Genomic DNA, 20267 nt, shown 5'->3' on the forward strand with positions numbered 1-20267 from the left:
GTAGTTTGAATTACCTAAAAAAGCCTGATTCGCGAGATCAGGCTTTTTTATTTGAATAAAATCCGCATGTAGTCAGGTGAACTAAAAGAATTACTAAGGAATACACGCGTAGCCTCTGCCACCTCAGGAGAGCAATACACGTCATTTGCGTTTACAACCTTTAAACCAATAGCGCTCAACAAACCGCTCAAAAGCTCAATGTCTGTCAAGTCATTGGATTTCTTATCATTTTTCATACGTGAAAGTGTGCTTGCATCTATTCCCAAAAGCTCAGCGATCTTACTTTGGTTGCTTGCATTAATTGCTCTCAATATGAGCGATGCATCATTGATGGCGCTTGCAGGTAATTCGATTGATACTTTGCTCATAGGTTCTCCTAAGCTGCTAAATGTTTTGGATTTGCCTTATCGAGTAACCAAGCTTCGCTAACCTCACCTTTACTGTTTTCAGCAAGGATGTGCGCGTAGTTTGTTTCCCCTGTGTAATCAGTACGAGGAAGAGCACCTTTTTCAGCCATCTTTCTAACGGCTACATAGGAAATTCCAAGTAATGATGCTGCAACTGTTCGCCCACCAACGGCATCAATTGCCTTTTGAATAGGATTCATTTTTAAACCTTATTTATACCAGTTTTATTTTTTTATTAAACCATGAGTTAAAACCAATTTCAACCTATGGTTGCTTCACAAATATATTTTTTTAAACGAAAATTTAACCAAAGGTTAAAGATAATGATTGTTATGACTACGCTGGTTGAGAGAATTCAAGAAGCTTTAGATGCAAAAAAAATGTCATGGTCGAAAGCGGCGGTCAGCATCGGCTTATCACCGCAAGCACCTGCTAAATGGAAAAAAGGACAGATCGGAAAGGAAACGCTTGATAATCTAGCTAAACTTTTGGAAGTTGATGTTGGCTGGCTTTTATCAGGACAAAGCGAAGGCAAACAAATTTCAACTAAAGAGACAAGCAACGTCTCTTCTATAGGTAGGAATCTGATAACAATTCCACTTTTGGATTATGTTCAGGCTGGCTTGTTTCATGAGGTTGGTTATGATGGTTTAAATCCAATCAGCTCAACATGGACAACATATGAAGGGCATAAACCTGAGTGTGTTTTTGCCTTAAGAGTTGAAGGGATGAGTATGTCACCAGAATTCATGCCGGGTGATGAAATTGTGGTTGATGGTTCTCTTGAAGCAAAACCCGGTTCATTTGTGATTGCTCAAGAGGTAAAACACGGAGTAGCCAGTACGACATTTAAAAAATATAGAGTGATAGGCGTGAATGAATTTGGCATTGATATTGTTGAACTTGTGCCTTTAAACCCAGACTTCCCAGTACTCAACTCCACCCAAATAGACATTTCGATAATTGGTGTAGTTGTGGCTCATAATAGGCCTTTAAAATACTAAAGCAAAAAATTCAATCAAAACCCAACCCATCCATGTGATGGGTTTTCTTTTGTCCATTAAACCAATTTAAACCTTAGGTAGAAAATATTTTTCACCTATGGTTAAAATATGGTTGCAATTAATTTATACCTTTGGTTTAATTATTTCACCAGATAACAAAAAAGCACACCGACCGTCAAACCTGTGTGCTTTTACTCAAAGAGTGAAGTAAGTATGAATCAAACAATCAAACACAGTCAAATGCCAGAGTTCGAAAAGAACCAAAGCAATACAACTCCATTTCTTCACCAACCCCCTACTCCTGAAAACACGGTGCAGTACAAATCATCGGGTTTAGCTACTGCTGCATTAATTGCTATCACTATATGCACCGCAATCCTTTCAGGCATCACTAGCTGTTCTACTGATCGTCATCAAACTGCCGCTCAAGTTGAACACATCGTTAAAGCGGGAGTTAAGCCATGAATACAAAACCAAATGCTGAAACTCCAGAAGTTATTAACTTCGGCAAACACAAAGGCACCGCTCTTATTGATTTAGACCAACCATATGTGCGCTGGTTGCTCAAGCTGGAAAATCTGAACAGCGATTTACGTAAAAGCTTGGAAGCATTGCCATGGGTTAAAGAGGCTCAACGACGCAAGCATCTTGCCGAAGTTCTACAGCGTACACACATCCCATTACATGAACGTCGTGCATATAAAAAACGCATGGGCTGGGTTGGGGCTTAAGGAGTAGCGGATATGACAAATACAAATCAACAAAACACAAATGCTGTAGAGCAACCAGTGAACGTATTGCAGCTTATTCAACTTGAACTTAAAGCTCCAAAAAGTAAGCGCAATACCTTTGGCAACTATAACTACCGTAACTGTGAAGACATTCTTGAAGCAGTTAAACCTCTACTGCAAAAATACAATGCTTCACTGATCATTACCGACGAAGTTCAGGAGGTTGGACCTGTTGTAGTCGTTACAGCAAAAGTTATCTTTACTGATGCCAATGGCAAAGAAACGACGGTTCAAGCCCATGCAGGTGTAGAGATCAGTAAGAAAGGTATGGACGTTGCTCAAACTTTTGGTGCATCCAGTTCTTATGCACGCAAGTATGCCCTGAATGGCTTATTCCTGATTGATGACACCAAAGACTATGACTCTGATGAATATCATAATCAGGTCAACAATAATAATGCCCGAAATAATACACAGCAGAACAACAACCAGTCTCAACAGGCAAACCGCAGTGCTAGCAATCAACAAAGATCCAACCAGCAAAATGGTAATGGCCAACAGCAAAAGCCGATTGGTGAACGCTATAACGATGCCCTTGCAGCGATCCGAGATGCTAAAAAGCCTCAAACGCTGGATAAAGCGATTAGTACTTTTGCTAATACTCAATACAACGATGCGATTCTTCGTGCATGCCGTGCTCGAGCAGATCAAATGGGTTGGAAAAATAACCCACCTCAACAAAATCCACAGCAGCAACAAGCATTACGTCATTAACAGTACAGTAGGATAAGAACATGAATATTTTAAATGGTAATGAAGCTTTTGCTGCAATGATGGCTGGACGAAACATTATGTGTCGCTTAGCAGGTGAACTCATTGAGTTCAATGATTTAGATCAGTTCCCTGCTACTGTCTTTGTTAAACCTGGTTACGAGTTTTGCATCAAGATTGATGAAATTACAATTAATGGTTTCACATTCTTAAAACCCTATTCTCTAGATGAGTTAGAGGAAGGACAAGACATATTTCTCATTGGAAATACTGGCAGTATTGTTAAAGGTCAATTCATTCCTGAATATGAAGAATTAGTGCTGGCTGTTAAAAATGGTTCAGTTCAACGAGATCTAGCTAATGCGGAATTACAAGCTAAAGCTTTTCAAAGCTTGTTAGGTGTCAAAAACGAATTGGTTATAAAGGTTGTAGATTTTCATACATACATGAAACCATCTACTAAAACTAAAAAAGCATCCCGTAAAAAGGATGAGACGCCTTCGGAAAAAGTAGAAACGGTCCAACATTCAGGTGAAATGCCGAGTGATTCTTCAAGTAAAGAAATTGAAACTGACCCATTGAAAATTGTTGAGTCATTCACTTCTCAGATTAATGAGTGTGTAAAAGTTGAATCTGTTTTAGCACTTCGCTACTCATTCTCTGCAAACGGATATCTGGATCGAGAACATATTCACCATCTATTTAACTTAGTTGAGACCAAGCTAATTGAATTAGATCCAGAGCAGTATGCGCCAAAAACCGAGAATGCAGATTTGAGTGTTGAGGCGCTTAAGAAGTTGCAACAAGATGCTGAGAGCCTAATAAAAGCTGAGCAAGATCATATTGAGGCTGGTGATCAACCTCCCCTCATTTTAGTTGAACCGCAGACCGCGCAGACAGAAGAAAAGAATGTCGAGGTTATTGTTCAACATGCTCAAGACGAGCACTACCAAAAACTTTTAGGAGAGTTGCTTGAACGTGCCTCAATAGCCAAGACCCCAAATGAAGCAAACGCTCTATACAAGTACACAGTGCGATGGACTGAAGAACAACGCAAGCCATTAATGAGTGCAATTCACGCACGCTTGGATGAGCTGAATCCACTGGTAAATGACTCATCACTATCGGTTCGTATTTCTAAGGCGATGGATCTCACTGAATTAGATGCTCTTGAGATTGATGTATCTGCATCCGATGAGTTCATTCAACCGCAGTTGGTGGAATTGGTGAATAAGCGTCGAGCTGAGCTGGACCCATTCTTCAATCCATTGGGGAATGCATCATGAAATTCAAATACTCAACTATTACCCGAACACTCACAGTGTTCGGGGCAAAGATGGACCACATTTTCCACAATGTAAGTGTCGGTGAAATCGAAGAACTTGTAATTGATGCGAAGTTTAAAGAAGCATGCTGGAGAAAGTGATGAGTATTAAAGAATTAGAAATTAAAAAAATTGATGTGGGTTTAGCTCCAAGTGCCATAGCTCAAGATATTTTCACTAAGGCAGTTTCACCAGTAATGGGCATTCTCAAGCAAGAAGGCGGTGATGCCGTAAAAGAATTTTCATTTTGCGCAATGTGGTTAGCCATGGGCTTGTATGTAAATAACTTAAGCACCAAAGATGCCGAGAAAGCTCTAAACCATGCGACTACCAACATAATTATCCAATTAAAAAAATTGCGGGGTGAAGTTTGATGGATATTAAAAACTCAGCTATTACAGCAAAAATGGTTATTCATTCTCTTTTGGCACTTCTTGAAAATGAGAATGTTGATATTTCATCCGTGAAATTCAAAGTTGGTTCTGATGGTAATGGGCGTGAAAGCCCTGAATTTGAACTGGAAAAGTTGGTTAGCTTAGCTATTGATGGGCTTGTTGAAATAGAAGAAGCAAATGCAGTGCCTGAAGGTTTTGTTTTGGTTCCAACTGAAAAAGTTAAATACTTTAGCCATGATGGTGAAAATTACGAAATTCACGACACTTTGTCGGAAGCAAAACATGAAGCTGAATGCGCAATTGAGAATTTCAGTGAACGTCTCGCTGATCAATTGTGTGATCCACGATCTGATGGGAATTTTCAAGATGTTGGTTACGGAGTAATTTTAGCCCAGTCCGGTTATTCGATCGATCATATTGTTACCCAAGAAGACATTGATAACGAGGACTACTCTTACGAAGTAGGCACTGAGATTCTGTCGCTATTCTTGGTTGAAGCACAGGAGCAAAGTCATGATTGAGAAAACTTTTCAAATTAAACCTGCTGCTTTGCCAGATGACCTCGATAGTAATTGGTTTCATCCTGATATCAAGGAACATGACACCATTGAAGATGGTGTTGAATATTATACCAAGGAGCAGTGGGAGCAGCTTAAAAAGAATCTTGGTGTAGAGATTCTTTATGAGCGATGGGATTACCAAGATATTCCTGAAATTCCAGAAGATGACTGTTCAGATTGGTCTAAATGGAAGCCCATCCCATCAGAAGAAGGTTTATTTTTAATAGCAGCTTACGATACTGAAGATGGTCCCGTTTTATGGTGGGCAAAGCCAAGACCTGATCCAATAAAAGAAGTTAAGGAAAGTTTGAAGGAGGTGAAGTGATGGGATTGTATATATCAACTCCTGAGTTGTTGGATCGATACAGTATTTCCAAGGGCACTTTGATTAACTGGCGTAGTAAAAAGGATTTTCCTAAACCATTAATCAAAGCACATGGTAAATCAAGCAGTCGCTATGGCATTAAAGCTGTAGCATTATGGGAAGAGAGAAATGGATTGCTTGAGTCGCTTGATATACAGCCTTTAATATCAAATCGTTCATGATTATCCAATATGGCGCAAAGCTTATAAAACCATTTTTCATAAGCTTGCGCCTGATCACTTAAGTATTCATGTAAGTCATATGTCCCCCATACTGCTGGTAACCCATGACCAAGCATAATTTCACAAATATGCGGTGGTGCAAGTTCCGAGATATGTGTCCGCATTGTTCTGCGCAAATCATGTGTCGACCACTGATCAATACCAACATCAAATATCTTTTTAATACTATTGTTAACATGCACTGGAATAGTTGTTTGAAAGCCCTTCTCTAGTCTGGTGTATTTCTTTCCCTTTAAATTTGGGAAAGCATATTCGCAACTGTCTGGCGATAATGAAAATACATACTTTAAAAATGGCACAACCTGAGGAATGATAGGGCGAATAATTGGCTTATTTGTTTTATCACCCATCTTGTGGTTTTCAGGCGGGATATACCAAATATTTTCTTGAAAGTCGAAGTCTGACTTTTTGGCCAAACGTAATTCAGAAACACGGCACCCAAAAAATAGCAGCATAATAATTATGGCTTTGTTTTTTGGTGACATGGCATTATTTCTGAGTGATGCGTGAACCACCCAAAATACTTCTTGTTCTGATAAGTAGCGTGACCGCTTTACTTTCTTTACATTCAGGTCTGCAGCTTTCAGATGTTGGATAGGTTGATTATTTAACTTACCGTGGATACATCCCCAGCGCATAATCATTTTTAGATTACCTAGAATTTTTACAGCCACTGTTTTTGCATTTGTTGTAATCGTAAATAATAATTCGGACCACTCTTGTAGAGACACTTCATCACAGATACGCTTTCCAATACGTGGATAAACATGGATTTCAAAAGCTCTATAATCATCCTTACATGCCACCTTATTTACACCAATCGTATTAAACCAAATATCGCAAATCTCCTTTACTGTCGGCTGTTTTACATAGTCATCTTCACGCTTAAGCTTCAACTGAAGTGGATCCTTGCTTTGATCTAACTCTATTTTATATTTCTGTACCAATATTCTGGCATCTTTCAGGCTCATTAATGGGTATGTTCCAACATCTATGCGCTTGGCTTTTCCATTAAAGCGATACCGGTACTGGAATACTATTTTTCCTTTTGGTGATATGCGAACAGACAAGGCATCACGATCAGTTATCACTTCAACTTTATCGCGTACCTTACCGTTATTAGATTTTAACCATGAATCACTTAAAGCCATGTTACGTACCATCCAATGCGCTATAATTCTCACGCTCATGTACAAGACAAAAATATGTACACAGATTTGTACATAATTTTTCTTGAAACGTAAACAAATTTGTTGAACTTTGAAAATATTTAAAAAGCATTGATGAATGTAAAAAGTGAATATTTTCAGTGGTTATATGGTTTTTCTATGTACCTTGTTGAACTTTGAAAAACATTGGAGATTATTGATTGGAAAGACCGATTATTATTTTTGACATGGATGGAACCTTACTCGATCTTGCTTATGATGACCTGATTTGGAATCAGCTTGTGCCCATTCAGTATGCTGAAGTGCATCAATGTTCGATCGAACAAAGCAAAGAAGTCCTATTCCAATTCTATCAAGAACATAACCACACTTTAAACTGGTATTCTTCACATTTTTGGTCGACTAAAGTCGGCTTTGATGTGCTTGCATTACAACAAAAGCAGCAACATAAAGTGAGCCGCCGTGAAGGCTGTATTGAATTATTAGAATATTTGAAAGCCAATCATTATCCGTGTTGGTTAGCCACCAATGCGGACTGTGCCAGTCTAGAATTCAAACTTGCCCAAACAGGTATTGGGCAATATTTCGATGTAATTTTCAGCAGTGAAACACTAGGCCACGCCAAAGAATTTACTGCATTCTGGGAAAAGTTACACCAGTTGCATCCTTTTGATGTACAGCAAACTTATTTTGTTGATGACACTGAAAAAGTTTTACTGGGTGCACAAAAATTTGGATTAAAGCATTTAATTACGATTCAACAGCCCTCATCTACAGGTTTAGTGCGTGAGAAATCTAACTTCCCAATGCTTGATAGACTCACCGACTTAATTCCCTTACTTGAACAAGCCGAGGAACAAAAGCAATATGCCTAAAGCAGAGCAAAATCTTCCTGCTGAAACTGTACGTATCGATAAATGGCTATGGGCTGCACGTTTTTTTAAAACTCGAAGCATTGCCAAATCTGCAATTGAAGGTGGTAAAGTCCATTTCGATGGCGAACGTGTCAAAGTTTCTAAAGAAGTTCGTGTAGGTATGGAACTTACCATCCAACAAGGTTTTGAGAAAAAAACGGTCGTTGTTAAAGCAATTTCTAATGTGCGTGGCCCCGCCCCCATTGCTCAGCAATTATATGAGGAAACTGAAGTCAGTTTAGCAAAAAGGGAATTGCTTGCATCACAAAGAAAATTGCATAATCTTGCTCGACCTGATCATCGACCTTCGAAAAAAGATCGTCGGCAAATCAGTAAATTTAAACAAGAAAATGATCAGCAATTTGGCCAAGATTGGTCATATAATGATGATTAAATTAGTCGCGTCATGTTGTGTCGCACAAGATACAACAGGCATAGAATAACAGAAATAATTCTGTCACTATACTGAAGTGGAAAACGTTTGTAATGTAAGACATCCACTTTAGGTTAAAAGTAAAGTGACAAAGTTTTGAGGTTGTAAGATGGATGAGAATAAAAGTAAGGCACTCAATGCTGCCCTAAGCCAAATTGAAAAACAGTTTGGTAAAAATACAGTTATGCGCCTTGGTGACAATACAGTACAAGCTGTTGAAGCCGTTTCAACAGGTTCATTGACACTTGATATTGCACTAGGTATTGGTGGCTTACCAAAGGGTCGTATTGTTGAAATTTACGGTCCAGAATCTTCAGGTAAAACCACCATGACATTACAAGCCATTGCGCAATGTCAAAAAGCGGGTGGTACGTGTGCTTTCATCGATGCTGAACATGCACTTGATCCGCAATATGCTCGTAAGCTTGGTGTTGATATTGACAACCTTTTGGTTTCTCAACCCGACCATGGTGAGCAAGCACTTGAAATTGCAGACATGTTAGTCCGCTCTGGCGCAATTGACTTAATCGTAGTCGACTCTGTTGCTGCACTTACACCACGCGCTGAAATTGAAGGTGAAATGGGCGACTCACATATGGGCTTGCAAGCACGCTTAATGAGCCAAGCCTTACGTAAAATTACAGGGAATGCCAAGCGTTCGAACTGTATGGTGATCTTTATTAACCAAATCCGTATGAAGATTGGTGTAATGTTCGGTAGCCCTGAAACTACAACAGGCGGTAACGCATTAAAATTCTATGCTTCTGTTCGTCTTGATATTCGTCGTATTGGTCAAGTTAAAGAAGGCGACGAAATTGTGGGTTCAGAAACCAAAGTTAAAGTGGTTAAAAACAAAATGGCACCGCCATTTAAAGAAGCACTTTTCCAGATTCTTTATGGCAAAGGCGTTAACCAGCTAGGTGAATTAGTCGATCTTGCAGTTCAGCAAGACATCATCCAAAAAGCGGGTGCTTGGTATTCATATCAAAGTAACAAAATTGGTCAAGGTAAAAACAATGTCATTCGCCACCTTGAAGAAAATCCACAATTAGCACAAGAAGTGGAACGCATTATTCGTGACCAGTTATTAACAACGGGCGGTGTTGTAGAAGATAAAGAAGAAGAGGATGAATCTGACCTCTTGCTCGATGCTTAAAGCGTCTGCTTCTTAGAATATACCTGTTACACTTAAACGCCCTTCGGGGCGTTTTTCAATCTAGATTATAGAATTATGAGCCAATCTAAATTTCCCAAATTGCTTGACTACAACAGCTTAAAACAAGAGCTTGGAACTTCTCACCCTGAGCATACACTGCCACCAGATGCAAGCAATCACAATAATGCTGCTATAGAGGCTGAACCTCCTCAAAATACAGGGCTAACAGGCTCACGCTTACGTTCTTATGCCTTTGCTGTACTTACCCGTAAAGAATTCTCCAAAGCCGAACTGATCGAAAAGCTCGCAACCTATGCAGCAAATCGCGAGGAAGTCATTAATCTTGTAAATGAACTATCAGAGCAAAACTATCAAAGCGATCAGCGTGTAGCAGAAATTGTGCTATCGAGCCAAAAAAGAAAAGGGAAAGGACCACAACGCATCAAATTGGCATTAAAAAACAAAAAAATTAACAGTGAACTCATTCAAGACGAATTGAAAGAAATCGATTGGGCTGAACAAGCCTATCAACTGAAAATCAAGAAATTTGGTCATGCTGTTGAGAAAGATACAAAACTGAAAGCGAAACAGATACGCTTTTTACAATATAGAGGATTTGATATGGATGCAATTATGAAGGCAATTAACAAAAAGGAGTTTGAAGATTAATTATAATAAAATGTTATAAAAATAAATGGTGGCAACCCTACCAGCAAAGCTTCGGCACATCACAATTCTACTACCGTTGCTACCTTCCGGTCCTGGCGGGGTTCGCAGAGTGCAATTGCGAAGTAACCGGCAGGGCTACCATTGCAAGAACAGAGTATAGAGATTTTTACTCAAGTTGCAAGCCTTTAATCTAGTTTTATATGCCTAAGCTATTCATTTGATTATTTAAAATACAAAAATACAGATTTATCACAATTTATCTTCTTCATGTCGGATGAGTTTACTTTAAACATACGACAAGATTGCAAACACTTATTGCTTTTCCCTACCCGAACATTTTAAATGTGTTCAAGATGAAATGAATAAAGCCACAAAAACTCAAGGCTTTAAGCAAGTAATACAAAATGGATATGTTTTATGATGCAATATAAGCATGCAATTTATGCACTCACCTTACTCAGCAGCACTACACTATATGCCAATGTTCCTATCGAAACACGCGGCTTAAGTCAGGGCGATTCAGGTTCAAGTTATAACTCTACGAACACCAACTCATCAACACCAGAAGCAGCTGCGCCAACCAATCTAAATTGGCAACTCATGCAAAAAAATCAACAGCTTGAAAATGACATTCGAAGTCTACGTGGGCGTCTTGAAGAACAAGAAAATACCATTGAGCAACTTAAAAATGACCTCAACAACCGCTATACCGACTTAGATCAGCGTTTAGAATTATTACAACAAAAGGTTGACCCTGACAGTGCCACCCAAACGGAGGATAATCAACAGGATACTTCTCCCAGCTCCAACAGCACCACCTCAACCGCCACTCCAGCAGTAAACAATGCTAGCAACCCCACACCTGTAGCAACACCCTCAACCAAAGCCATAAACACGGATATAACAGCCACAGCAAATACCCAACAACAAACTACCGATTTAGAGAAAGCAGCCTATACAGTCGCATTAGATGCCTATAAACAAGGAGGTGCGAAAAAAGCGATTGCTCCAATGCAAAACTTCATCAAGAATCACCCCAATAGCGTTTATATTAGTAATGCATATTTTTGGTTAGCAGAATTCAATCTAGCCATCGAACCGACCAACTATACTGAAGCCAAGCGAAATTATAATATTGTGGTCAACCAATACTCTCAATCTTCCAAAGCAGCTCGAGCACTCTATCAACTATATAGCATAGCCAAAGATGTAGATCGTAATACAGCACTGGCAAATCAATATAAAGCTAAACTCTTAAAACAATATCCAAAAAGTGAAGAAGCTGGCTATTTTAAGAAATAAAAAAAAGACACCTTAAGGTGTCTTTTTTTTTACAGCAAATTAACGCACAATGCCGCGCTCAGACTGTTCTAGAGAGTCAAGTAACAATTGAGCTTCTGCCACCGTAGGCAAAATTTCCTGACGGATACGCTCAATCGCCTCAACTGTCGTCAAACCTTCTTTATAAATAAGTTTAAACGCTGTACGTAAACCCTGAATTACTTCTTTAGACCAGCCCTTACGACGCATGCCTTCAACATTCATTGCAAAAGCATGTGCAGGATTACCAGAAGCCATAACATAAGCAGGGACATCTTTCAAAATTAAAGATGCACCACCAATCATGCTGAATGAAGCAAGTTTACAGAACTGATGGATACCTGAGTTTCCACCAACAATAACGTAATCACCAATGTGAACATGACCCGCCACGCCTACATTATTAGCGAAAATATTGTGATCACCCACCATACAATCATGTGCAATATGGGTATTCACCATCAATAAGTTATGACTACCAATTTTGGTCAAGCTCTGATCTTGTACGGTGCCTCGATGTAAACTGCAATGCTCACGAATCGAGTTATGGTCACCAATTTCTAACCAAGTTTCTTCACCTTGGTATTTAAGATCTTGACATACTTCGCCAATACTCGCGAACTGGAAAATTTCATTATTTTTACCAATACGCGTGTAGCCTCCAACCACAACATGTGAGTGAAGTTTTGTTCCCGCTCCAATTGTGACCTGTGGACCAATAATACAATAAGGTCCAATTTGCACATCTGGAGCAATTACTGCCGATGAGTCAATAATAGCGGTTGGGTGAATTAATTCGTTATTGCTCATGCCTGCTCTATACTTTCTGATGATAAACCATAATTTCCGCGGTTGTTGCAACTACGCCGTCAACAGTGGCAATACAATTATATTTGTAAATACCACGTTTTTGCATAATTAACTCAGATTTTAATACAAGTTGGTCACCTGCAACCACTTGTTTTTTAAATCTAACCTTCTCTGCACCTGCAAAAAGGAACAAAGAACCTTCACTTGGTTTCTCATTGTTCATAATAAAGCCCAAAATACCAGACACTTGTGCCAAGGCCTCAACAATTAATACACCAGGCATAATTGGATAATTCGGGAAATGTCCTTGTAAGAACTCTTCATTTATTGAAACGTTTTTATAACCCACAATCCCATTATCAGTTACATCAACAATACGATCAACCAATAAGAATGGGTAACGGTGTGGTAAATATTCACGAATTTGCTGAATATGCATTGGCAATTCTGGTTTCGTAAATGATAGTAAAGTCGACTCAGTCATCATATTTCTATTTACGCAATTTAAAAGTTGATTCAAGGGACTCAATTTGAGTCTGCATATGATCAAGTCGTTTGACTAATTGGGTCAATGGCACATCTGCTAATTGTCGAAGCCTTACAACTGTACGCTTCCATTGCGGTGTTTCAAATAATCCTGTACCACCAGAATAACTTCCCGCTTCGTAAATATTATTTGTGACCATTGACATTCCAGTAATTGTCACATTATCCGCAATTGAAATGTGTCCAACCACACCACAACCACCAGCAAGGATACAGTTTTTGCCAATTGTTGTACTACCCGCAATTCCACTCTTTGCAGCAATCGCGGTGTTTTCACCAATTTTAACGTTATGCGCGATTTGCACAAGGTTATCAATCTTAACACCATGTTCCAAAATGGTATCATCCAAAGCACCACGATCGACACTACAATTTGAACCAATTCGAACATCATTTCCGATTTGAACAGACCCCAATTGAGCTATGCGATGCCATTTACCTTGATAAGGTGCAAAGCCAAAACCTTCTCCACCTATCACTGTATTGGCATGTATACGCACGCGATCACCAATTTTACATGCGCCCGTTAACGTAACATGCGAATCAATGAATCCATCCTTACCAATTTCAACGTCATCATCAATACGCACATGTGGTTGAATTACAGTGTTATCACCAACCACGCAATGCGCACCGATCACAACGTAATGACCAATATAAGCCGAATCCGAGACAATCGCGGAAGAATGAATCTGAGCAGTACTTTCAATACCAACATCAGTATGCTTTTTCTCAAACACATGAGTCAGAATTGCAAAAGCAAGATATGGATTTTGAACGAGGATAAAATTTTGATGGCTATACAATTTTTCCTGTAAAGCCTGAGTGACAATAAGAGCACCTGCTTTTGAGGCAAGTGCTTTATCTAAATACTTTTCATCTGTCACAAACGAAATATTGTTCACAGATGCTGCTTCTAGGCTTGCCAAACCTTGAATTACAAGGTTGGATTGACCTATACACTCGCCTTGCACAAGACGAGCTAGGTCTTCTAAACTTTTTTTGTTAAGATTCATTGATTACTTAATTGCATTAACCTTTTGAATCATTTTATCAGTTAAATCATACTTAGCGTCATAGGCAAGTGCAGAGTTTTTGTTCAACACCACATCTAAATTACCCTCTTTACGCAATTGCTCAGCAACTTGCTTAATACGAGAATCCAAGGTCTTGTTCATTACTTGCAAAGATGCCTGAACTTTACCCTGTAAACCCTGCTGAATACCATTTAGCTCGTTTAACTTAATTTGGTATTCTGCACTCATTTTCTGCATTTCAGCTTCTGAGAGTTTAGTTCCTTGAGCCTTCTGCTTCATCGCGTCCAGCTCTTTACTCAATTGTTCTAATCGAGTTGTTTGAGGCTTGATCGACTGCTGTAAACTTGCATTTTGTGCTTTTAAATATGTACTATTTTCAACCACTTGCTCTAAATCAACAACACCATAACCAGCCGCATGTACAACAGAACTGAGTAAAACACTCGAAACAGCTAAAGCTTTGATTATATTACGCATGAATTAAACCTTATTGTATATTGTCTTTGGTTTAAAAAAGATCGTACTTAGAAAGTACGACCGATTTCAAATTGAAGCTCTTTGGTTTGATCGCCTTGCTTGTCATTGAGTGGGAAGGCATAGCTTAACGACAATGGACCAATCATAGTAATCCAAGTAAAGCCAACACCCACGCTATAACGCATATTACCTAAATCAAAACCATATTCATCTTTACACGTTTGCTTTGCAGCTTCTGTGCTAAAGACATCACATTGAGTATCAAATACTTGTGCGCCTTCAGCAAACAACACTGGGCGAACTTGTCTTGTCCAATCACCTTTAAACGGTAAAGGCAATGCCAACTCAGTACCAAATTGAACTAGAGCATTACCACCCACTTCTTCTGGTGATGGGTCTGTTTGCCCCGTTTCACTATAGTAAACACCATCATACTTTGGACCTAAAGTACTGTTGTCATAACCACGTACCGACCCATAACCACCTGCATAGAAGTTTTTATAGAAAGGTAAGTCATTACCATAACCCAACTTACCATAGCCACGCAGAACAAAATCCTTACCTAGAGGTAGAAATGCTTGTGCATCGTAAGTAATTTTTTGGTATTCAACATCACTACCCGGTAAAGCAACTTCCGCATTGACACGGTGCGACTGACCAGTTGTAGGGAATACTGGACGGTTCAGTGTATTGTATGACCAACCCAAAGTTAGATTATAAGTGAGGAAATCACCTGTAAATTCAGATTCATAAGGATCAGAAGTTTGGCCATCTGGACAGGTATAATCATTATCTTCGGTCAAATCTACCAAACAATACGTCGCAGTATTTTTAACTTTTCCACCATGCGCCTTTAAATAATCACGCACATAAGTCGATACATAAGGACCTGTGGTCACTTCTGTTTGATCAATATTTAAACCAGCACTAACACTTTGATTTTCATCAATTGGATAACCAAAGTTAATCCCACCACCCAAACTATCTGTTACGTAGTTGTTAACGTTATAGTCACTATCCAACTTAGTTTTACGGTAGTACATGTTATAACCACGACGCACACCATCAATAGTGAAGTATGGATCGGTTACACTCAGGTTATAGTAATCTTGAGTTTCCGAGCGAGAAAGGTCAATTGCAACACTATTACCAGTACCCATAAAGTTAGTTTGGCTTAATCCCGCTTGGAATGTGATACCACCACTTTGTGAATAACCAACTGCCAAGGTACTTGTCCCTGAATGTTGCTCTTCAACATTCACATTCAAGTCCACCTGATCAGGCATATTCGGAATACGAGTTGGCTTGACCTCTACCGTTTTGAAATAACCGGTACGCTCTAAACGCACTTTAGACAAGTCAATTTTTTCATTACTTGCTAAAGCACCTTCCATTTGACGCATTTCACGACGTAATACTTCATCAGAAGTTTTGGTATTTCCTGTGAAATTAATACGACGTACAGTCACTTGCTGGCCTGGATTAATATAATAATTCAGATCAACTTGACGCGCTTCATTATTAATTTGTGGAACAACATTAACTTCTGCATAGTAATAGCCAGCATTGCCATATTTGCGTAATAGCAACTGCTTAACAGCATTTACTTTTTCTTGCGAATAGGTTGAACCATCTTTATAAATCTGCATTGCCTTCAATTCTTCAGGCTTATACAACGCATCTCCTAAAAATTTAGATTCACCAAACTTAAATTGCTGACCTTCACTTACTGAAACTTCAATAAAAATTCGTTTTTTGTCTTCACTCAAGTTCAAACTTGAGTTGGTAATATCAAAGTTGATATAACCTGCGTTTAAATATAAAGCACGCAATGCCTCTAAGCTTGCAGCCATCTTTTCACGTGCATAACGGTCATTACGTGAAACAATTGAACTCCAGCTACTTTCTTTTACAGCAAAAGCTTGTTGAATGTCACTATCGCTGAAAACAGTGTTGCCAATGACATTAATATCTACAACTTTAGCAGCTTTACCTTCATTAAACTCGAGCAATAGATCTACACGGTTATTTGGTCTTGCTGTAGTTGTCACTTTCACATCAGCATCGTAACGACCTTGCTGAACATATTGTTGCTCTAGTTCAGACTCAACTGTTTGAAGTGTTGATTTTTTTAACACCTCACCTTCAGCCAAGCCCATTTTCTTTAAGCCTTCTTCCAAAGCTTCCTTAGGAATAAGTTTATTGCCTTTTAGTTCAATTTTAGAAATAAGAGGACGTTCAATCACTTTAAATACAAGCGTATCACCTTCTTTTGATGCCTTAATGTCATCAAACATGCCTGAAGCATATAGTGCACGAATTGAATTCGAAATAGCCTGATCATCAACACGATCACCACTACTCACTGGCAACATGGTATACACATTGGCAGGAGTTAAACGAACGAGTCCATCAATTTTTATATCACGAACAATAAATTCATCCGCTGCATATACTTGTTGTACTGCTGCCATAGCACTAACCAGCGCCAAAGGCATAAATAAATGTGTGTGCTGCATGCCAGTCTTTTCCGATGTTAATTTCAAAGCAACGTTGTTATAAACGCATAAAGTCATTAAATAATGCAAGGAGCATCATGCTACCCAACAGTACCATACCAATTTTTAAACCAACCAATTGTATTTGTTCAGAAACAGGTTTACCACGAATCAATTCCACAAAGTAGTACACTAAATGCCCACCATCCAACATAGGAATAGGCAATAAGTTTAATATTCCCAGACTCACACTCATAAGCGCCATAAAGGAAATAAAGGTTTGCCATCCCATTTCAGCACTTTGTCCAGCAACTTTTGCAATCGTGATTGGACCTGATAAGTTTTCAAAACCAATTAAACCACGAACCATCTTAACGATAGAATTCAGGATCATGGTACTAATTTGCCCTGTCTTATCAAGCGCCTTACCAAATGCTTCTACTGGACCATACTGAATAGTTTGTTTGTATTCTTGAGGAATCACTACTTGACCAGGATTATTTTGCACACCAAGCACGCCAGACACATTACCCATGTTATCTCGCTTACCTTGAGGCATCACCTCCAAGTGCACCAACTGATTTTGTCGTAATACATCAATTTTGAGTAGTTTTTCAGGTGAAGCTTGTACTACCTCCACTACATCAAACCAATCCTTCATTTTAACGCCATCAATTGCAACAATGCGATCTCCAGCTTTCATTCCTTGACGAATTGCTGCGCCATCTTCATTTAATTTCATGACAGTTGCAGGAATGTGCGGACGATAAGGAATAAAACCCAAGCTATCTAATGGCGATTGATTCTGATCTTTTAAGAAATTCTGAATCGGAAGTGCAAAAGACCTTGCTTGACCATTCCGATCTGCATCAATGTGAATGACACCCGTTTCACCAGCACGATCAACCAAAGCAAAGTTTAATTGCTCCCAAGTCGATGTTTTAGCACCATCAACAGCCGTAATCTTATCACCAACTTGCATTTGTGCCGTTGCAGCCGGTGAATTCACCAAAACTTTACCAATACGAGTATTCAACTGTTCTTGTGCTGGTAAAAACAACACCCAGAACAATAAAACTGCAAAGATAAGATTAATTAACGGTCCAGCAACCACAATCGCAATACGCTTCCATGGATGTTGGCGATTAAATGCATAAGGTAAATCGGCTTCTGCCACATTCCCTTCGCGCTCGTCCAACATTTTGACATAGCCACCTAAAGGTAAAGCAGACAATTGATATTGAATACCTGACTTTTTTGATGTCCATTTCAACACAGTTGGACCAAAACCAATGGAATAAACTAAAACTTTGACGCCTAGTTTACGTGCTACAAAATAATGTCCGAACTCATGAATCGCAATGAGAGGCCCGAGCAATAAAATTGCCGCAACAATAATAAACAAGGCATTCATGTTAGCTTCCTTTACTGCTTACAAACTGCTGAGCAATAGATCTAGCAGTTGAGTCCGCTTGCAAGATTAAATCTATTGAATCCGCAGAACCATTTTCAACCCGATTCAACGTATGTTCAACTACTATTGGAATATCAGTAAAACCAATCCTTTTTTGCAAGAATGCTGCCACCGCAATCTCATTCGCCGCATTTAAAATTGCAGGAACTATGCCCCCCGCCTGAATGGCTTGCCGAGTCAAAGTTAATGCAGGAAAACGTGTTGCGTCTGGCTCTTGAAAATCAAGTTGATGATTGACAAATAAATCCAAAGCAGGAACATGGGTATTAATACGCTCAGGCCAAGCTAAAGCATGTGCAATTGGGGTACACATATCTGGATTCCCCATTTGCGCCAATGTTGAACCATCAACATATTGCACCATGGAGTGAATAATACTCTGTGGATGCACAACAATTGTTACAAAATGTTCTGAAATTGCAAAAAGATGACACGCTTCAATTAGCTCAAGCCCTTTGTTCATCAAAGTCGCAGAATCTACAGAAATTTTCTGACCCATTGACCAGTTTGGATGCTTACAGGCTTGTTCAGGTGTAACACTTCGCAACTCATCTAGAGAATGGTGAAGAAATGGACCACCCGATGCCGTTAGTAGAATGCGCGAGACACCTAGTTTAGGCTGACCATTACGCTCCACATTCAAATATTGTTCTGGTAAACACTGAAAAATTGCATTGTGTTCAGAGTCTACAGGCAATAATAAAGCTTGATGCTGACGTGCAGCCTGCATCATCAAGTCACCAGACATGACTAAAGCTTCTTTATTGGCAAGTAATACTCGTTTACCTGCCTTAACAGCCGCTAAGGTCGGCAACAAACCTGCCGCCCCAACAATGGCCGCCATAACGACATCGACATCAGGATGACGAGCAACAGCTTCTAAGCCTGCTTCGTCAAATAAAACTTCAATGTCGTTAATATTTTCTTGTGAAAAAAGTTGTAGTAACTCTGGCTCTTTAGCAGACGGAATCACCACAACTTTAGGACGAAACTGTTTGCAAATTTGCACCAATTCCTGAATTCGACTGTATGCCGTTATTGCAAAGACAGAATAGTCTTCAGGATGCTGTTGCAGTATTTTTAAGGTACTTTGACCAATAGAACCCGTTACACCTAAGATACAAACAGCTTGTGACATTTACAAATCTACGCCAATTAGTTTTAACACATACATACCCGCAGCAAATATAGGTGCTGCAGAAAGCAATGAATCAATACGGTCCAACACACCACCATGCCCAGGTAAAATACGACCTGAATCCTTAATACCAGCACGGCGCTTAATCATTGACTCAAACAAATCACCTAACACCGAGCTAAACACAGTGACTATAGAGAGAATCAGAAATAAAATATGTTGTGCTAACGTTAAGTCCAGATATAAAACCTCAACGACAACCACAATAAGCATTGACGTTAAGATACCACCGTACAAACCTTCTACAGATTTATTTGGACTCACATCTGGTGCAAGTTTCTTCTTACCCAATTTACGCCCAACAAAGTATGCACCGCTATCTGCTCCCCAAACCAACAAGAACAGATACATCAACCACCACGGTGAACTCACCCATAGCGCAAAAATTGCAGTCACAGCAGCGGAAATAAGAATAAATCCTGAGAAATACAGGCTATTATTATACCAACCATCGTATTCTGGATAGTTTTTTACCCAATAAACACTCACCAACCAAGACAAAATTGATGCACACCACAATAAAAGTGCAATATCTTTAAAATACAAAGCTAAAGTTGCTAATGCAGCAGTAACAATACCGTAGCACCATGCAAAAGGCTTAATAATATGATTTGTTTTTCTCGGCATGAGCTTAAACCACTCATAACCAGCAACCCCAGCGGCAACAATCATCAGCATCAACATTGGATACTGAGATTGAGTAGCAAACATACAACTAAGTACAACTGCCACCAATACCAAGGCGGTAATAATCCGCTCTAACATTTA

Annotated in this window: 25 protein-coding genes and 1 other RNA gene; 14 read left to right on the forward strand and 12 right to left on the reverse strand. The window is 39.2% G+C overall.

Features of this window, described 5'->3' with window-relative positions:
* Window positions 1-47 precede the first annotated feature (47 nt).
* Entirely contained in the window at window positions 48-368 is a 321-nt protein-coding gene (locus E0H94_RS14800; protein ID WP_131327214.1) for an XRE family transcriptional regulator, read from the reverse strand.
* Window positions 369-376: 8 nt separating this feature from the next.
* Window positions 377-607, reverse strand: coding sequence for a hypothetical protein (locus E0H94_RS14805; protein ID WP_131327215.1), 231 nt, complete (start codon window positions 605-607; stop codon window positions 377-379).
* Between the two features lie 132 nt (window positions 608-739).
* On the opposite strand from E0H94_RS14805, the gene E0H94_RS14810 reads away from it, so the two are divergent.
* The 9 genes from E0H94_RS14810 to E0H94_RS18775 all read left to right on the forward strand — a co-directional run bounded on the left by E0H94_RS14810 (window position 740) and on the right by E0H94_RS18775 (window position 5738).
* Window positions 740-1411 carry a LexA family protein gene (locus E0H94_RS14810; RefSeq protein WP_131327269.1) on the forward strand — a complete coding sequence of 224 codons (672 nt, stop codon included), beginning with the start codon at window positions 740-742 and terminating at the stop codon, window positions 1409-1411.
* Between the two features lie 213 nt (window positions 1412-1624).
* Window positions 1625-1876, forward strand: a complete 252-nt coding sequence (locus E0H94_RS14815) for a hypothetical protein (protein WP_131327216.1) — start codon at window positions 1625-1627, stop codon at window positions 1874-1876.
* Complete coding sequence (locus E0H94_RS14820) at window positions 1873-2142, forward strand: DUF3820 family protein (protein ID WP_131327217.1); 270 nt, start codon at window positions 1873-1875, stop codon at window positions 2140-2142. The genes E0H94_RS14815 and E0H94_RS14820 overlap by 4 nt, the downstream gene beginning before the upstream one ends.
* Window positions 2143-2154: 12 nt before the next feature.
* Window positions 2155-2916 carry an ERF family protein gene (locus tag E0H94_RS14825; protein WP_131327218.1) on the forward strand — a complete coding sequence of 254 codons (762 nt, stop codon included), beginning with the start codon at window positions 2155-2157 and terminating at the stop codon, window positions 2914-2916.
* Between the two features lie 20 nt (window positions 2917-2936).
* Entirely contained in the window at window positions 2937-4199 is a 1263-nt protein-coding gene (locus E0H94_RS14830; RefSeq protein WP_131327219.1) for a hypothetical protein, read from the forward strand.
* A 139-nt stretch (window positions 4200-4338) separates the two neighbouring features.
* Window positions 4339-4611 carry a hypothetical protein gene (locus E0H94_RS14835; protein WP_131327220.1) on the forward strand — a complete coding sequence of 91 codons (273 nt, stop codon included), beginning with the start codon at window positions 4339-4341 and terminating at the stop codon, window positions 4609-4611.
* A complete protein-coding gene (locus E0H94_RS18770) occupies window positions 4611-5153 on the forward strand; it encodes a hypothetical protein (protein ID WP_227548654.1) in 543 nt (180 codons plus the stop codon). The genes E0H94_RS14835 and E0H94_RS18770 overlap by 1 nt, the downstream gene beginning before the upstream one ends.
* Window positions 5146-5517: a hypothetical protein gene (locus tag E0H94_RS14845; protein ID WP_131327221.1), complete on the forward strand. Its 372-nt coding sequence runs from the start codon at window positions 5146-5148 to the stop codon at window positions 5515-5517. The genes E0H94_RS18770 and E0H94_RS14845 overlap by 8 nt, the downstream gene beginning before the upstream one ends.
* Window positions 5517-5738: a hypothetical protein gene (locus tag E0H94_RS18775; protein ID WP_131327222.1), complete on the forward strand. Its 222-nt coding sequence runs from the start codon at window positions 5517-5519 to the stop codon at window positions 5736-5738. Before E0H94_RS14845 ends, E0H94_RS18775 begins: the two co-directional genes overlap by 1 nt.
* Here E0H94_RS18775 and E0H94_RS14855 read toward each other — a convergent pair.
* Window positions 5648-6949, reverse strand: coding sequence for a tyrosine-type recombinase/integrase (locus tag E0H94_RS14855; protein WP_131327223.1), 1302 nt, complete (start codon window positions 6947-6949; stop codon window positions 5648-5650). The two genes, E0H94_RS18775 and E0H94_RS14855, sit on opposite strands and share 91 nt — an antisense overlap.
* 218 nt (window positions 6950-7167) lie before the next feature.
* On the opposite strand from E0H94_RS14855, the gene E0H94_RS14860 reads away from it, so the two are divergent.
* The 4 genes from E0H94_RS14860 to E0H94_RS14875 all read left to right on the forward strand — a co-directional run bounded on the left by E0H94_RS14860 (window position 7168) and on the right by E0H94_RS14875 (window position 10139).
* A complete protein-coding gene (locus E0H94_RS14860; RefSeq protein ID WP_227548655.1) occupies window positions 7168-7842 on the forward strand; it encodes an HAD-IA family hydrolase in 675 nt (224 codons plus the stop codon).
* Window positions 7835-8275 carry an RNA-binding S4 domain-containing protein gene (locus E0H94_RS14865; protein WP_131327224.1) on the forward strand — a complete coding sequence of 147 codons (441 nt, stop codon included), beginning with the start codon at window positions 7835-7837 and terminating at the stop codon, window positions 8273-8275. The genes E0H94_RS14860 and E0H94_RS14865 overlap by 8 nt, the downstream gene beginning before the upstream one ends.
* A 148-nt stretch (window positions 8276-8423) precedes the next feature.
* Window positions 8424-9470, forward strand: a complete 1047-nt coding sequence (gene recA, locus E0H94_RS14870; RefSeq protein ID WP_131327225.1) for a recombinase RecA — start codon at window positions 8424-8426, stop codon at window positions 9468-9470.
* Window positions 9471-9545: 75 nt separating this feature from the next.
* The gene (locus tag E0H94_RS14875) at window positions 9546-10139 is read left to right on the forward strand and encodes a regulatory protein RecX (RefSeq protein ID WP_131327226.1); all 594 of its coding nucleotides are present in this window, start codon (window positions 9546-9548) and stop codon (window positions 10137-10139) included.
* 35 nt (window positions 10140-10174) lie between these two features.
* On the opposite strand, the gene ffs is transcribed toward E0H94_RS14875, so the two are convergent.
* An RNA gene (gene ffs, locus E0H94_RS14880) (signal recognition particle sRNA small type) lies at window positions 10175-10271 on the reverse strand.
* A gap of 285 nt (window positions 10272-10556) precedes the next feature.
* On the opposite strand from ffs, the gene E0H94_RS14885 reads away from it, so the two are divergent.
* Window positions 10557-11441, forward strand: a complete 885-nt coding sequence (locus tag E0H94_RS14885; RefSeq protein WP_131327227.1) for a YbgF trimerization domain-containing protein — start codon at window positions 10557-10559, stop codon at window positions 11439-11441.
* A 39-nt stretch (window positions 11442-11480) separates the two neighbouring features.
* Here E0H94_RS14885 and lpxA read toward each other — a convergent pair whose 3' ends face one another.
* The 8 genes from lpxA to E0H94_RS14925 are packed head-to-tail and all read right to left on the reverse strand — an operon-like array spanning window position 11481 to window position 20264.
* Window positions 11481-12269, reverse strand: a complete 789-nt coding sequence (gene lpxA, locus E0H94_RS14890) for an acyl-ACP--UDP-N-acetylglucosamine O-acyltransferase (protein ID WP_116758994.1) — start codon at window positions 12267-12269, stop codon at window positions 11481-11483.
* A 7-nt stretch (window positions 12270-12276) separates the two neighbouring features.
* On the reverse strand, window positions 12277-12753 hold the full coding sequence (fabZ, locus tag E0H94_RS14895) for a 3-hydroxyacyl-ACP dehydratase FabZ (protein WP_104442206.1): 477 nt from the start codon (window positions 12751-12753) through the stop codon (window positions 12277-12279).
* A 7-nt stretch (window positions 12754-12760) separates the two neighbouring features.
* Window positions 12761-13831 carry a UDP-3-O-(3-hydroxymyristoyl)glucosamine N-acyltransferase gene (gene lpxD / locus E0H94_RS14900; RefSeq protein WP_131327228.1) on the reverse strand — a complete coding sequence of 357 codons (1071 nt, stop codon included), beginning with the start codon at window positions 13829-13831 and terminating at the stop codon, window positions 12761-12763.
* Window positions 13832-13834: 3 nt separating this feature from the next.
* The gene (locus tag E0H94_RS14905) at window positions 13835-14329 is read right to left on the reverse strand and encodes an OmpH family outer membrane protein (protein ID WP_131327229.1); all 495 of its coding nucleotides are present in this window, start codon (window positions 14327-14329) and stop codon (window positions 13835-13837) included.
* Between the two features lie 47 nt (window positions 14330-14376).
* Window positions 14377-16848, reverse strand: a complete 2472-nt coding sequence (gene bamA / locus E0H94_RS14910; protein ID WP_131327230.1) for an outer membrane protein assembly factor BamA — start codon at window positions 16846-16848, stop codon at window positions 14377-14379.
* Between the two features lie 37 nt (window positions 16849-16885).
* On the reverse strand, window positions 16886-18241 hold the full coding sequence (gene rseP, locus E0H94_RS14915; RefSeq protein WP_131327231.1) for an RIP metalloprotease RseP: 1356 nt from the start codon (window positions 18239-18241) through the stop codon (window positions 16886-16888).
* Window position 18242: 1 nt separating this feature from the next.
* A complete protein-coding gene (gene ispC / locus E0H94_RS14920) occupies window positions 18243-19439 on the reverse strand; it encodes a 1-deoxy-D-xylulose-5-phosphate reductoisomerase (protein WP_131327232.1) in 1197 nt (398 codons plus the stop codon).
* Entirely contained in the window at window positions 19440-20264 is an 825-nt protein-coding gene (locus E0H94_RS14925) for a phosphatidate cytidylyltransferase (protein ID WP_131327233.1), read from the reverse strand.
* Window positions 20265-20267: the final 3 nt, after the last annotated feature.

The sequence above is a fragment of the Acinetobacter sp. ANC 4173 genome, assembly GCF_004331255.1.
Lineage (GTDB): Bacteria > Pseudomonadota > Gammaproteobacteria > Pseudomonadales > Moraxellaceae > Acinetobacter.